General features: G+C 74.1%; 13 protein-coding genes. 5 read left to right on the forward strand and 8 right to left on the reverse strand.

Annotated features, from left to right (window positions below):
* Positions 1 to 37: 37 nt before the first annotated feature.
* From ABUL08_RS09140 to ABUL08_RS09150, 3 genes are read right to left on the reverse strand one after another with little or no spacing between them, the layout of a single operon-like run.
* On the reverse strand, positions 38 to 1,222 hold the full coding sequence (locus ABUL08_RS09140) for an acyl-CoA dehydrogenase family protein (protein WP_350936433.1): 1,185 nt from the start codon (positions 1,220 to 1,222) through the stop codon (positions 38 to 40).
* The gene (locus ABUL08_RS09145; RefSeq protein ID WP_350936435.1) at positions 1,219 to 2,118 is read right to left on the reverse strand and encodes a branched-chain amino acid transaminase; all 900 of its coding nucleotides are present in this window, start codon (positions 2,116 to 2,118) and stop codon (positions 1,219 to 1,221) included. The genes ABUL08_RS09140 and ABUL08_RS09145 overlap by 4 nt, the downstream gene beginning before the upstream one ends.
* A complete protein-coding gene (locus tag ABUL08_RS09150) occupies positions 2,118 to 2,879 on the reverse strand; it encodes a helix-turn-helix transcriptional regulator (protein ID WP_350936437.1) in 762 nt (253 codons plus the stop codon). The genes ABUL08_RS09145 and ABUL08_RS09150 overlap by 1 nt, the downstream gene beginning before the upstream one ends.
* Positions 2,880 to 3,218: 339 nt before the next feature.
* On the opposite strand from ABUL08_RS09150, the gene ABUL08_RS09155 reads away from it, so the two are divergent.
* Entirely contained in the window at positions 3,219 to 4,493 is a 1,275-nt protein-coding gene (locus ABUL08_RS09155; RefSeq protein ID WP_350936438.1) for an alpha/beta fold hydrolase, read from the forward strand.
* Between the two features lie 365 nt (positions 4,494 to 4,858).
* On the opposite strand, the gene ABUL08_RS09160 is transcribed toward ABUL08_RS09155, so the two are convergent.
* Entirely contained in the window at positions 4,859 to 5,860 is a 1,002-nt protein-coding gene (locus ABUL08_RS09160) for a beta-ketoacyl-ACP synthase 3 (RefSeq protein WP_350936441.1), read from the reverse strand.
* Positions 5,861 to 6,172: 312 nt separating this feature from the next.
* Between ABUL08_RS09160 and kynU the strand changes: the two genes are divergently transcribed.
* Positions 6,173 to 7,438: a kynureninase gene (gene kynU / locus ABUL08_RS09165; RefSeq protein WP_350936443.1), complete on the forward strand. Its 1,266-nt coding sequence runs from the start codon at positions 6,173 to 6,175 to the stop codon at positions 7,436 to 7,438.
* Between the two features lie 13 nt (positions 7,439 to 7,451).
* Here the strand turns inward: kynU and ABUL08_RS09170 are convergent, their stop codons facing one another.
* Entirely contained in the window at positions 7,452 to 7,820 is a 369-nt protein-coding gene (locus ABUL08_RS09170) for a DUF1304 domain-containing protein (RefSeq protein WP_350936444.1), read from the reverse strand.
* A 164-nt stretch (positions 7,821 to 7,984) separates the two neighbouring features.
* Complete coding sequence (locus ABUL08_RS09175; protein ID WP_350936447.1) at positions 7,985 to 8,323, reverse strand: rhodanese-like domain-containing protein; 339 nt, start codon at positions 8,321 to 8,323, stop codon at positions 7,985 to 7,987.
* Positions 8,324 to 8,357: 34 nt separating this feature from the next.
* Between ABUL08_RS09175 and ABUL08_RS09180 the strand changes: the two genes are divergently transcribed.
* The 3 genes from ABUL08_RS09180 (at position 8,358) to ABUL08_RS09190 (ending at position 10,928) form a co-directional block, all read left to right on the forward strand.
* A complete protein-coding gene (locus ABUL08_RS09180; protein WP_350936449.1) occupies positions 8,358 to 9,005 on the forward strand; it encodes a TetR family transcriptional regulator in 648 nt (215 codons plus the stop codon).
* Positions 9,006 to 9,040: 35 nt separating this feature from the next.
* Entirely contained in the window at positions 9,041 to 9,634 is a 594-nt protein-coding gene (locus ABUL08_RS09185) for a TetR family transcriptional regulator (RefSeq protein WP_350936451.1), read from the forward strand.
* Positions 9,635 to 9,743: 109 nt separating this feature from the next.
* Entirely contained in the window at positions 9,744 to 10,928 is a 1,185-nt protein-coding gene (locus ABUL08_RS09190) for an SRPBCC family protein (RefSeq protein ID WP_350936453.1), read from the forward strand.
* Positions 10,929 to 11,390: 462 nt separating this feature from the next.
* Here the strand turns inward: ABUL08_RS09190 and ABUL08_RS09195 are convergent, their stop codons facing one another.
* Positions 11,391 to 12,653: a hypothetical protein gene (locus ABUL08_RS09195; protein WP_350936455.1), complete on the reverse strand. Its 1,263-nt coding sequence runs from the start codon at positions 12,651 to 12,653 to the stop codon at positions 11,391 to 11,393.
* A 225-nt stretch (positions 12,654 to 12,878) separates the two neighbouring features.
* Positions 12,879 to 13,481 carry a TetR/AcrR family transcriptional regulator gene (locus ABUL08_RS09200; protein WP_350936457.1) on the reverse strand — a complete coding sequence of 201 codons (603 nt, stop codon included), beginning with the start codon at positions 13,479 to 13,481 and terminating at the stop codon, positions 12,879 to 12,881.
* Positions 13,482 to 13,495: the final 14 nt, after the last annotated feature.

Consider the following 13,495-nt stretch of genomic DNA (forward strand, 5'->3'; position numbering starts at 1 on the left):
GGGGTGGGGCACGCCGGCGCGTGCCCCACCCCGCGTCTCACGGGTGGGGCACGTCAGCGTCGAGCAGCCGGTCCAGTTCGCCGTCGAAGCGGGCGTCGGCCCGGGTCAGCCGGCTGGCGACCAGCTCGGTCAGCACCTCGTCGGCGCCGCCGCCGATCCGCGCCAGGCGCACGTCCCGCCACCAGCCTTCAAGCGGGAAGTTGGTGGTGTAGCCGCGCGCGCCGAAGACCTGGAGGCAGTCGTCGGTGACCCGCTCGACGGTGTCGCAGACGACCAGTTTGAGCGCGGCGACCTCGTGCGCGAACCCCTCGCCCGCGGTGGCGCGGGTGACCGTGTCGCGCAGGGCCGACGCCGCCACGCCGAGGCGTGCGTGGGCGAGCGCCAGCCGGTGCCGTACGGCCTGCTTCTCCAGCAGCGGGCCGTCGCCGATCACCCGCCGCCGGGCGTACGCGGCGGCCAGGCCGAGCGCCCGCCGGCCGGCGGTGAGCAGTTGGGCGCAGATGGACAGTCGTTCGAACTGGAGCAGCCGGCTGGCGTAGGCCAGGCCCATGCCGGGGGCGCCGAGCAGCGCCTCCGGGCCCAGCAGGGTGTCCATGCCGACCTCGCCGACGTCGCAGGAGCGCAGGCCGGCGGTGCCGAAGAAGCCCTCGATCCGGACGCCGGGGGCGTCCAGCGGGACGAGGAAGAGGGCCAGGTCGCGGGCGCCGCTGCCGGCCACCCGGGCCACGGCGAGCAGGTGGGTGGCGCCGCCCAGGTTCGACACGTACCGCTTGCGTCCGACCAGGCGCCACCCGCGGGGGTGCGGGGTGGCGGTGCTGCGCAGGCCCGCCAGGTCGGAGCCGCCCTGCGGCTCGGTGGCCCCGAAGCAGCCGATCGCCCGCCCGTCGAGCGCGTCGTCGAGCAGCGTCCGCTGCGCGTCGTCGGCGGCGAGCCAGCGCAGCGCGCCGATGAAGACCTCGCTGTGTCCCATCGCGGCCAGGGCGAGGCCGCTGTCGAACTCGCTGAGTTCCTCGGCCATCGCGACCAGCCGGGGCAGGCCGCCGGTCGCCCCCGGGGCCCACCGGTCGCGGAAGACCCCGTGCGCGGCCAGGGTGGTGAGCACGTCGCGGGGCAGGTGCCCGTCGGCCGTCCAGCCGCGCCGCCGGTCCGGGTCGATGCCGGCGATCGCCGCCCGGACGCGGGCCCGGTGGTCCGGCTCGATCGCGGCCGTCAGGGGGCTCATCCCACCAGCTCCCGCCAGGCGGCGTGCGCCGTGTTCCGACCGCTGGTGAGATCGGCGTACGCGGTGGCGAGCTGCTGGGTCAGCGGGCCGACCTTGCCGCCGCCGACCGGCCGGCGGTCCACGCCGAGGACGGGCACGATCCCGGCCGCGGTGCCGGTGAGGAAGCACTCGTCGGCGTGGTAGAGGTCGGTGCGCACCAGCACGTCGGCGCGGGCCGGCACGCCGGCCTCCCGGGCGAGGGTGAGCACGGTGTCACGGACCACGCCCTCCAGGGCGCCCGAGGCCAGGTGCGGGGTACGCAGCTCACCGTCCCGGACGACGAAGAGGTTGTGCGCCCACCCGTCGGTGACCTGTCCCTCGGTGTTGAGCATGATCGCCTCGTCGAAGCCGCTGGTCAGCGCCTCCATCTGGGCGAGGTACGAGTTGAGGTACTGGCCGGTGGCCTTGGCCGCGGGCGGCAGCACCTGGGACGGCATCCGCTGGAAGCTGGCCACCTTGGCCTGCACGCCGTCCTGCTTGGCGCCGCCGGCGAGCGGCCCGTCGGCGGAGGCGAGCACCGCCACCTGGTACGGCGCGGTCAGCGGGCTCTCCCCCGCGCCCAGGAAGACGATCGGCCGCAGGTACGCCTCGGTCAGCTCGTTGGCGCGCACCACGGCGCGGCACGCCTCGGCGAGGTCCTCCCCGCTGTAGGGCAGTTTCACCAGATAGGTGGCCGCGGAGCGGGCCAGCCGCCGCAGGTGGTCGGTCAACCGGAAGATCGCCGGTCCCTGCGGGGTGCCGTGGCAGCGGACGCCCTCGAAGAAGCCGATCCCGTAGTGCAGGCCGTGGGCGCTGACGTGCACCCGCGCGTCGTCCCAGTCGACCAACGACCCGTCCAGCCACACTGTGCCGGTCATCATGCTCTCCCTCCCTTGCCCCACTGCTGGTGCTCCGGCACGGACGTGATGCGACGACGAAGGTTGACCACGGCGGGGTCGGGTGGGGCCGTCCGTTCCTCGGTCAGCAGGCCGTGGTTGAGGGCGACCGTCACCGCCACCGTCCGGTTCGGACAGTTCAGCTTGGCCAGGACGTTGCCGACGTGCCGCTTCGCGCCGTGCTCGGAGATGCCGAGCCGCCGGGCGATCTGCTTGTTGCTGAGTCCTTCGGCCAGCAGCTTAAGGGCCTGCCGCTCCCGGGGCGTGAGCATGAAAGGCGGGTCCGAGCGGGGCTTGCCAGCGGTGCGCAGCTCGTCGAGAATGCGCCGCGCCAGCGAGCCCGGGATGGGCATCTCGCCGTGTCGCAGCTTGTGCAGGCTGTCGGCCAGGATCGTCCGGGTCAGGCCGGGTTCGAGCAGGAACCCGTCCACCGACAGGGCGGCGACCTCGGGCAGCAGGGCGTCCTCCGCCTGACGCAGCAGGAACAGCGACGACGTGCCGCCGCGGGCGGCCGCGGCGAGCAGCGCGTCCGCGCCGCCCGGCGGGCCGTCCGCCGAAATGATCAAAATCTGGTACGCCCCGCTCTCCAGCAGCCGCGCGGTGACGTGTGGATCGTCTCCCGGCTGGACCGCGGTGACCATCGGCAGGTCGCCGAGCATCTGGCTGAGCCCGCACCGGGTCAGCTCGTTGTCGATCGCCACCAGGACCGCCAGTCCGGCGGACTGCGGTGGCGCCTCGCTCACTTCGTGCATCCTTCTCCTCCCCCGGCCCCGTGGGGCCTCTCGCGCACCGGGGCGTGCGGCGGCCCGGCCGGTTACGGCCGTGGCAGCCTGACGCCCTCCGAGAGCGGACATGATCGTCCGGGTCGACCGGACGGCCCACTGGAGATATCCGTCCGGGTCGATCATTTCTGCGAATGTTAACGGTCCGACGCCGTCCGCACCACAAAAGAACAATCACTACGATGAGTGGACCGGACGACCGCCGGATGAGGGTGGCGGCTTGCAGAACGTCCTTTGCCCGGTAACCTCGCCGTTGAACCCCGCGTCGCGTCAGCCAATTCGACCAAAGGGCAGGCCGTAATGACCGTTGTGCGTATAGGCGGCGCATTAGCATCTCTCATCGTCGGCATCGCGGTGGGATGGTCGGCGCTGTTCGGGACGGCGCGGCTCACCACCCGCCCGGCCGCCTTCCTCACCGCCGGCCTGCTCGGTTACGCGGCGGTGACGGTTCTCGCCGCCTGGCTGCTGACCCGGCACCTGCGTCCGGAGGCGGCGGCCCGGGCGAGGGTGATCGGCGGTGCCGCCGCGGCCGCCCTGGTGCTGCTGCCCGCGGCGTGGACGGCGCTCACCCCCGGCACCCCACGGGACACGCCACCGCCGGTCGGCACCCGGTTCTGGACGCTGCCGGACGGCGTCCGGCTCGCCGTGCTGCACGTGCCGGGCCGCTCCGGCGCCCCGGGCGACCCGGTGGTCTTCCTGCACGGCGGGCCCGGGGTGGCCGACATGGACCACGACGCGCCGATCCTGGGCCGGCTCGCCGACACCGGCCGCGACGTGTGGCTCTACGACCAGGTGGGAGCCGGCCGTTCCAGCCGCCTGGCCGATCCCACCGGCTACTCCCTGGAACGGGACGTGGCCGACCTGGAGCAGGTCCGGCTGCGGATCGGCGCGCCGAGGCTGGCCCTGGTCGGCCACTCGTACGGCGCGACCGTCGCTGCCACCTACCTGGCCCGGCATCCCGAGCACGTGTCCCGGGTGGTCTTCTCCTCGCCCGGGCGGCTGGTGCCCGAGGTGGGCGACGTGACCGGCACCGGCATGGTGGGCCGGCTGGACCTGCGGCACCAGCTCGGCGTGCTGGCCACCGCCCTGCGACCCCGGGCGATGCTGACCTACAGCCTGGTCAAGGCCGACCCGCGGGCAGCGCACGCGCTCTCCGGCGACGACGAGATGGACAGCCGGTTCGCGACGATGTACCGGCAGTCCGCACCCGGCCTGGTCTGCCCCGGCAACCCGGTCCCGGCGGCGCCCGAGCGGCCGGGCTTCTATGCCAACCAGGTGCCGCTGAACAGCACCCGCCCGGCCGCCGACATCCGTCCCGCGCTCGCCCGGGTGCGGGTCCCGGCGTTGATCATCAAGGGCGGCTGCGACTATCTACCCTGGTCGATCGCGACGGAGTACCGGCGCAGCATCCCGGGCAGCGGCCTGGTCTACTTCGACGACTGCGGCCACCAGACGTACGCGGAGCGTCCGGACCGCTTCCTGGCGGTGGTGAGCGCCTTCCTCACCGGCGCGCCCTCGCCGTGGCCGACGTGGCCGGGACTGACGCCCCCGTCGACGTACCGCGGCGCCGTGTGACCGCCCGAGAGCCCGTGGACGGGCCGAGCCGGTCCGGAGCACCCCCCTTTTCTAACGTTGCAAATTGTGCGACAATAAGCTGACTCCGAGTGTCCTCCGACACCTGGACGCGGCTTTGTCCCCCGAATCTGGAACCATTCCATTCGACCGTCGGGGCGACGCCCGGACGTGTTTACCAACTGTTAAACCACGGCACTGGCACAACGGGTGACCGAACGCGGTCCGGAGTCGATGTAACCGGTGCCGAATATTGACGATGCAAATATTCGACCGGCCGGTGGACCCACCTTTCCATGCTCGGGGAACGGTCGACCAGCGGCACCGACGACGCCGCACCGTCGGGTGCGGCCGGACGCCGGCACCCCTCAGGGGAGACGGACCACCTGGGCGGCGTAGAGCAGGCCCGCGCCGAACCCGAGCAGCAGCGCCAGCCCGCCGCCCGCCTCCGGGGACCGGCTCACCAACCGGTCCAGCGCCAACGGCACCGACGCCGCCGCGGTGTTGCCCAGCTCCGCCACGTCCCGCGCGACCAGCACGCCCGGGGGCAGTTCCAGCGACTGCACCAGCGCGTCGGTGATCCGCTCGTTCGCCTGGTGCGGCACGAAGGCGGCCAGGTCGCCGACCTCCACGTGCGCCGCCGCCAGCGCCGCGAGCGCCACCTCCCGCATCCGGGTCACCGCCCAGCGGAACACCGTCGGGCCCTGCATCCGCAGGTACGGATAGCCCACGCCGGGATCGTCCCGCAGCCGCGACCACCCGTGGGGCTGCGCGATGGCGTCGCCGTGGCCGCTGTCGGAACCCCAGACCACCGGGGCGATGCCGGGGGTGTCGGAGGGTCCCACCACCACCGCCCCCGCACCGTCGCCGAAGAGGAACGCCGAGCCCCGGTCGTGCGGGTCGACGATGTCGGTCATCCGCTCGACCCCCACCACCAGCACGTGCTCGGCGGAGCCGGCACCCACCAGGTCCCGGGCCACGCCGAGGGCGTAACAGAAACCGGCGCAGCCGGCGTTGACGTCGAAGCCGGCCGCCTGCTGCGCCCCGGAGCCGAGCAGGTGGGCGATCCGGGTGGCCAACGCCGGGGCCTGCCGCAGGTGGCTCATCGTCGTGGCGACGACGCAGTCGACCTGCTCCACCGGGATCCCCGCCGCCGCGAGCGCCTTGGTGCCCGCCGCGTGCCCCATCACCGCCAGGCTCTCCTGCGGCCCGGCGAAGCGCCGGCGGCGGATGCCCGACCGGCGGACGATCCACTCGTCGGTCGAGTCGATCCCGGCGCACACCTCCTCGTTGCCGACCACCCGTTCGGGGAGGTAACCACCGGTCCCCGCGATCGAGGCGTACCGCACCGGGCGCATCGGCACCTCCATGGCCACTCCCTCCGGACGTCGACGCCGGGTCCGGTCGACGGCGCGCCCGCCAGCCTGACGTCGGGGCGACCCGGCCGCGAGCCCCGCCGGTGCGGCCCGACCGAGCCGGCCACCCTCGCCGGTCGGGGTACCCGACCGGGCACCCCGACGCCGCGGCCCGCGCCCGCACCGGTAGCGCCGGGCCCGCTCGCCCCCGGACACCCGCTGTCGGCGGCCGGTGACGACGGCGGGCGGGTGCCCGGTCGGGGGAACCGACCGGTCACCGGCGCGCGGCCACCGGCGGGGTAGACCGGAGGCGGAAGGAGGCCGCCGATGACCGACGACCACCCGCGGTACGTGGCGAAGGAGCTGGACGCCGACGATCAGCTGGCGCACCTGCGGGACCGCTTCGTGATCGCCGACGACGACCTCATCTACCTCGACGGCAACTCGTTGGGCCGGCTCCCGGCAGCCACCCCCGCCCACCTCGATCGGCTCGTCAGGCACGGCTGGGGCGAGCAACTCGTGCGGTCCTGGCCGACCTGGATCGAGTGGGGCCGCCGCCTCGGCGACCGCCTCGCCCGGCACGCGCTCGGCGCCCGCCCCGGGGAGGTGGTGGTCTCCGACTCCACCTCGGTCAACCTCTACAAGCTGGCCGCCGCCGCGCTGGACGCCGCACCGGCCGACCGGCGCACCGTCCTCGTCGACGCCGAGGACTTCCCCACCGACCGGTACGTCGTGCAGGGCCTCGCCGCCGCCCGCGGATTGACCGTGCGGGCCCTGCCGTCGGACCTCGACGACGGACTCCGTCTCGACCGGCTGCGGAACGCCCTCGACCACCGCGTGGCGCTCGTGCTGCTGTCGACGGTGTCCTACCGATCCGGTGCGCTGCTGGACATGGGCGCGGTCAACGCCGCCGCCCGGGCGGTCGGCGCGGTGGTGCTCTGGGACCTGTCGCACGCCGCCGGGGCCGTCCCGGTGGACCTGACCGGCACCGGCACCGACCTGGCCGTCGGCTGCACCTACAAGTACCTCAACGCCGGTCCCGGCGCGCCCGCGTTCCTCTACGTCCGGCGGGAGGCGCAGGACCGGCTCCGCCAGCCCATCCAGGGCTGGTTCGGCCAGCGGGACCAGTTCCTCATGTCGGCCGCGTACGACCCCGCGCCGGGGTTGGACCGGTTCCTGGTGGGCACCCCGCCGATCCTGTCGCTGGCCGCGCTCGACCCGGCCCTGGACATCCTCGCCGAGGCCGGCATCGACCGGGTCCGGCGCAAGGGGACCCGGCTGGGCGAACTGCTCGTCGAGTTGGCCGACGCCTGGCTGACCCCGTACGGATTCCGGCTGGCCTCCCCCCGCGACCCGCGGCGGCGCGGCAGCCACGTCACGCTGCACCACCCCGAGGCGCTGCGCATCTCGCGGGCGCTCGCCACGGAGGGCCGGGTGGTCGGCGACTACCGCACCCCGGACCGGCTCCGGCTCGGCCCGGCGCCGCTGTACACCCGGTTCGTCGACGTGTGGGACGCGATGGACCGGCTGCGCGACATCGCGGCCCGGCGGGCGTGGGAACGGATGCCCGGCGAGCCCTCGCGGGTCACCTGAGCCGCCCGGCCCGCTAGAGGAGGGTCGCGACGAGGGCCACCAGCGGGGGCCCGCCCTGGATCAGTGCCGCTCGGGCCATCCGACGGTCGGTCCCGACCAGCACGAGCGCCGCGCCCACCATACTGCCGCAGGTGAGCACCACCAGCGCCCGGCCGGCGTCGGACCGGATGCCCAGCAGCAGCCCGGCGAAGAGCCCCACCGCCAGGAAGAGGTTGTAGAAGCCCTGATTGAAGGCCCACCGACGGACGCGGTCGACGTCCTGGGCGGCGACCAGGAAGCGACCGTGCACCGCCGGCCGGCTGAACAGGACGCTCTCCATGACGAAGAACAACACGTGCAGGACCCCGGCGAGGACGGCGGCGACCTGGGCGACCCGGATCACGGGTGCTCCCTTCGGGCAGAACGGAACGGGTGGGCCGTCCGTCCCGAGTGGAACCCAGCCGGGCGGCACCGGGATTCCGGGCGATCCTATCGGCGCCCGGCGCGGCGACAACTGACCCGCCGACCGGCCGGGGAGGTCGCGTCCCACGACCTCCCCGGCCGGGTTCAGCGGGTGAGCGTGCCGGACTCGGTGGGCAGGCCGGCGGCCACCCAGTCCTCGATCCCCTCGGCGTACTTGCGCACGTCGGTGTAGCCGAGGGCGGTGAGCCGGTCGGCGACCCGGCCGCTGTTCGGGCAGGCCGGGTTGGAGCAGTACGTGACGATGGTCGCGTCCCGGTCCGGCAGCAGCTCGGCGGCCCGCTCGGCCACCTCGGCCTCGACCAGCGGGATGGCGCCGGGCAGGTGCTGCCGGGCGTGGTACTCGCCGCCGAGCGCGTCGACGACCGTGACGGTCCCGGCGTCGATGGCGGTACGCAACTCGTCGCGGCTGATGCGAGCGGTCATGACAGCCTCCAGATAAAAGGACTACAGTCCGGTTATGCCTCAGAACGATAGCGGACCGCAGTCCGCTTACGCCACTCCCCCGGTGGAACTCGTCGAGTTGCGTACGACACCGCCGCGCGAGCGGGCGGACGCGGCCCGCAACCGGGCCGCCGTGCTGGACGCCGCCGCGGCGCTCTTTCGCGAGCACGGGGTCGAGGCCGTCTCGATGGAGGCCGTGGCCGCCGCCGCCGGGGTGGGCAAGGGCACCCTGTTCCGGCGCTTCGGGGACCGGTCGGGGCTGGCCACGGCCCTGCTCGACACCCAGGAACGGGCCCTGCAGGAGGCCATCCTCTTCGGCCCCGCACCGCTCGGACCGGGCCCGGCCGCCGGGCCGCCGCCGTCGGCACGGGACCGGCTGGCGGCCTTCGTCGAGGCGTACCTGGACCATCTTCTCGACCACCTCGACCTGGTCCGGGTCTCGGAGACCGCCGCACCCGGCGCCCGCTACCGGATCGGGGCGTACCGGTTCTGGCACCGGCACGTGACCCTGCTCCTCGCGGGCCGTCCCGATCCGGCGGCCGACGCCCACTGCCTGCTCGCCACGCTCGCCGCCGAGCACATCCGGGCGATCCTGGACGACCTCGGGCCCGACCGGCTGCGCGCGGCGACGCTGCGGGTGGCCGACGCCCTGGCCGCCGGGTAGCCGAGCGGCCCGGTGGCCTGCGTTACCGTGACGCGATGACCACTCGAGCGACGCAGGCACGCGGACTGGAGACGCGACAGCGGGTGCTCGAGGCGGCGATGGCCGAGTTCACCCGGCACGGCGTGGACGGCGCCCGGATCAACCGGATCGCGCAGGAGGCCCGGGCGAGCAAGGAACGGATCTACGCCTGGTTCGGTGACAAGGACGCCCTCTTCGACACCGTGATGCGGGTCGGACTCGAGGAGCTGTCCCGGGTCGTGCCGATCACCACCGACCTGGTGGACTACACGGTGCGCCTGCACGACACCTTCGCCGCCCGGCCGGAGCTGCAACGCATCGCGGCGTGGGCGTGGTTGCACGACCGGGAGCGGACCGAGGGGGTCTCGGCGGAGCGGGTGGCCGGCTACCGCCGCAAGGTCGAGGTCGTGCGGGACGCCCAACGGGCCGGGCTGGCCGATCCGGAGTGGTCGCCGCACCACCTGCTGGCGGCGCTGATCGCCCTGGCCACGTCCTGGCTGACGGCCCCCGTCGAGCTGCGCCGGGCGGCCGGCGACCGACCGGACGCGGACGAGATCACCCGGGAGCAGGTACGCCGCGCGGCGCAGCGGTTGGTCCACCCCGCCCGCTGACGCTCACCACCTCCGCACCCCGAAACCGAACCAGCGGGTTTGATATCGATGTGGTCGGGTGCTATACCTGAACCGAACCGTGTGGTTCGATTCTGGGGAGGACAGCGCGATGCCTGCTGTGTTGATGGTCCTGTCGGCGGCCGACCACTGGACGCTGCGCGACGGCACCCGGCATCCCACCGGCTACTGGGCCGAGGAGGTCGCCGAACCGCACCGGCTCTTCCGGGCGGCCGGCTGGCGGGTCACCGTAGCCACCCCGGGCGGGGTGCCGCCGACGGTCGACCGGCTCAGCCTCCGCTTCCCGGCCGGCGCTCCCTGGCGGCTGCGCCGCTACCGCCGCCATCTCGCCGCCCACGCCGAGGAGTTCGGCAGCCCCCGCGACCTGTCCGAGCTGGACCCCACCGACTACGACGCGGTCTTCTATCCCGGCGGGCACGGCCCGATGGAGGACCTCGCCGTCGACCCGGTCTCCGGCGCCCTGCTGACGCGCGCGCTGCACGCCGGCATGCCGGTGGCCCTGCTGTGCCACGCCCCGGCGGCGACCCTGGCCGCGACCGACGCGGACGGCCGCTGGCCGTTCACCGGTTACACCCTGACCGGCCTGTCGAACCGGGAGGAGCTGCTCAACCGGTTCGCCCGCAAGGCACCCTGGCTGCTGGAGGACCAGCTCGTGACGCGGGGCGCCCGCTACGTCCGGGGGCGCGTCCCACTGCGCCCGTTCGTGACCGTGGACCGCAACCTCTACACCGGCCAGAACCCCGCCTCATCCGTACGCCTCACCCGCCGGCTGATCGCCGACCACAGCGCCGCCCCGGCCCTCGCCGTCCGGGTCAGCCGCGTCGTCGCGGCCCCGCCCGAGCGGGTCTACGCCCTGCTCAGCGACATCACCCGGATGGGCGAGTGGAGCCCCGAGACGTACGCGGCGCGGTGGCGTGAACCCGGCCGGCGGTTCACCGGCAGCAACCGCATCGGTCGGTTCTACCGGTGGCGCATGACGGCGACGGTCACCGAGGCGGCACCGGGGCGCGCCTTCGCGTTCACCACCGCCTGGCCGTCCTCGTCGTCCTGGCGTTACGCGCTCGAACCGGTCGACGGCGGCACCCGGATCACCGAGTCGGTGACCCGGGCGGCGCCGCAGCTGCCCCTGGTCCGCGCGATCCAGCGGGTGGTGGGGGTCCGGGACCGCGCCGCGCACCTGCGCGCCGGCATGGCCACCACCCTGGAGCGGCTGGACGCGGCACTGCGGCGCGAGGACGGCGACCGCACCCGGACCGTTCCGCCCGCCTCGCGGTGACACGCCCGCCGGCCGGCCGCGTGCGCGCCCGGCCGGCGGGTACCGGCACGGGACGCGTCCGGAGTCGAGCGGTGCCGCGCTCCGGCGGGTGGCGACCAGACCCCACCCGATCGAAACGGGGAGCGCGACCACGATGACGCGGGCCGCGGCGGTCGTCCACCGCCACGTCGCTGACCGGCCGGCCGCGCAGCGGGATCCGGGCCAGGGTGGCGCCGGTCAGGTCGTACACCGGGACGGTGGAACCGGTGACGGCCGCGACGGTCCCCGCGACGCCGACCGCGACGCGGCTGGCCGCGCCCCCGCGCCGCCACCGGCCGGTGCCGTCGAACACCAGCACGGCACCCGCCCCTCCCCCGATCGTGGTGACCTTCCGGACCGGCGGCGGGTGCTGCGCCGCCACCCCCGGACACGCCGCGGTGGGTGCCGGCCGGTCGGCCGACACCCACCACGGTGAACGGCCTGTCAGGCGGTCATCACCAGGTAGTTCTCCAGCACCCCGATGCTCGGCCCACCGAGCACCTGGGACACCGAGTACGTCGCCGAGCCGTAGGCCGGGACCGGGATGACGCACTCCTTGGTCTTGGCCGGCGTGCCCGCGGGCATGTCCACACTGGTCCACGCCGCGGCCGCGCCGTTGACGCTGCACCGGTGCGCGAAGCGCACGTTGCCGCCCGTGTCGCCCTGGCGCAGGACGTAGCGGACCGTGTGCGCCACGCCGGTGTTGTTGGTGATCCGGCCGGTGTTGGTCTCCACCACACCCCAGTTGGCCAGGTTGCCGGTGGTGCCGTCGCTGTTGCGCGGGTCGAGTTCGAACGGGTTGATCTCGGTGAGCGTGAAGCTGCTCGACGACAGCGGCATCCACACCGAGAGCATGTCGTTGCCGATGGCGGCCGGCTTGCGGGACGGGGTCGCGTTGGTGGTCCACCGGTCGCGGGTGACGCCGCCGTAGCTGACCGGGAAGTTCTGGTTCAGCGGGGTCGAGGCGTCGATGGTGTAGTCGATGTTCTGCGCGACCACCTCGTTGGCGTGCCGGTTGACGCCGTACGGCACGGTCACCCGCCCGTCGTAGACCTTGCGGTCGTTGTGCAGCCCGTCCCCGTTGTCGGCCCCCCGGTAGGGCAGCGCGGCGGCGGCCGACGCGGTGGGCAGGGCGCTGAAGACACCGACCTTGACGAAGACCGCGCCGCCGACGCAGGAGCTGACCACCCGGGTGGTGTTCAGGTCGATCGCGCCGGTGAAGAAGGCGTTCGCCGGGGCGGTCGCGGTGAACAGCCACGCGCTGGTGTTGCGGGGCAGCGACTTCGCCGTCTCGGCGCCGTTGCCGTTGAGCATCGTGGCCAGCGGCGCGGCGGCGCCCACGCCGGCACCCGGGTAGGTGCCGTAGCCCTTGCGGTCGACCTTGAAGGTGAGGTCGCAGCCGGAGGTGTTCTGCAGCAGGATGCCGTAGACGAACGGGGTGCCGCTGTAGTTGCCGTGCTCGAAGAAGACCCGGTGGGCGCCGGGGTCGAGCGAGCCGCGGTAGATCAGGTCCCGGTCGGTGTCCTCGCCGTAGAGCAGCCGTTCCGGGGCGTTGAGGAAGGTCAGGGTGCGTACGCCCTCGACAGCGGTGTACCCGACCGCGGCCGGCGCGGGCGCCGCCATCGCCGGCGCGGCGGTGCCCGTCAGCCCCGCCAGCATGCCGGCCGCGGCGAACAGCCCGACGCGCGCGCGATTGCGCAGAAACATGGAGGTCCCCTCGGATCGTGCGTCCGGACGCGATGAGGTGCGTACGGCGGACGCGGACGGTCGTCCCGGCGACGCCCCGAGGCGGGGGCGGAGGCCGGGCGACGGATCAGTCCCGCCCAGCCTCGCGCGGACCGGCGGGCTTTGCCAGAGCCGTTCTCGGCACGTCGTCGCGCTCGCGTAACGATCGGTTGACGGTGCCCGCCCGGGCGGTCCACGGCCGCTCAGTCAGCGGGGTGACGGCGGGTCGGGGAGGCGGGGTGCGGCGGCACCGCCGTCGCGCAGCACGAGGTCGAGCAGGCTCTCGACGAGCTGCGCGTCCAGCGCGCCGCCGCTGATGACGCGGCGGTAGACGATGGTGCCGGCCCAGACGTCCTGCACCAGGTCGGTGTCCACGTCGGAGGGGAGGTCGCCCCGGTCGGCGGCGCGGTGCAGGGCGGCGGCGACGAACTCCCGCTTGCGGCGCAGGAAGCGTGCGCGCAGGTGCTCCAGGAGGGTGGGGTCGGTGGCGCAGTCGGAGGCGAGCGCGGGCAGCGCGAGGTCGAAGGCGTGGCCGGTGTAGTTGTCCATCGTCATCTGCACCGCCCGGCGCAGCTCGCGGCGGCTGTCGCCCACGTCGGGGATCTCCTCCGCCTCGAAGACCGCCGCCAACGCGTCCACCGCCAGCTCCTCCTTGCCGCTCCACCAGCGGTAGATGGTCGCCTTGCCCACCTTCGCCCGGGCGGCCACCGCCTCCACGGTGAGCCCGCGATAGCCGATCTCCGTCAGCACCTCCCGGGTGGCGGCGAGGATGGCGTCGGCGGAGCGGGGACCGCGCGGTGTGACAGTCATAACCGAAACGATAC

The organism is Micromonospora sp. CCTCC AA 2012012, from assembly GCF_040499845.1.
GTDB classification, from domain to species: domain Bacteria; phylum Actinomycetota; class Actinomycetes; order Mycobacteriales; family Micromonosporaceae; genus Micromonospora; species Micromonospora mangrovi.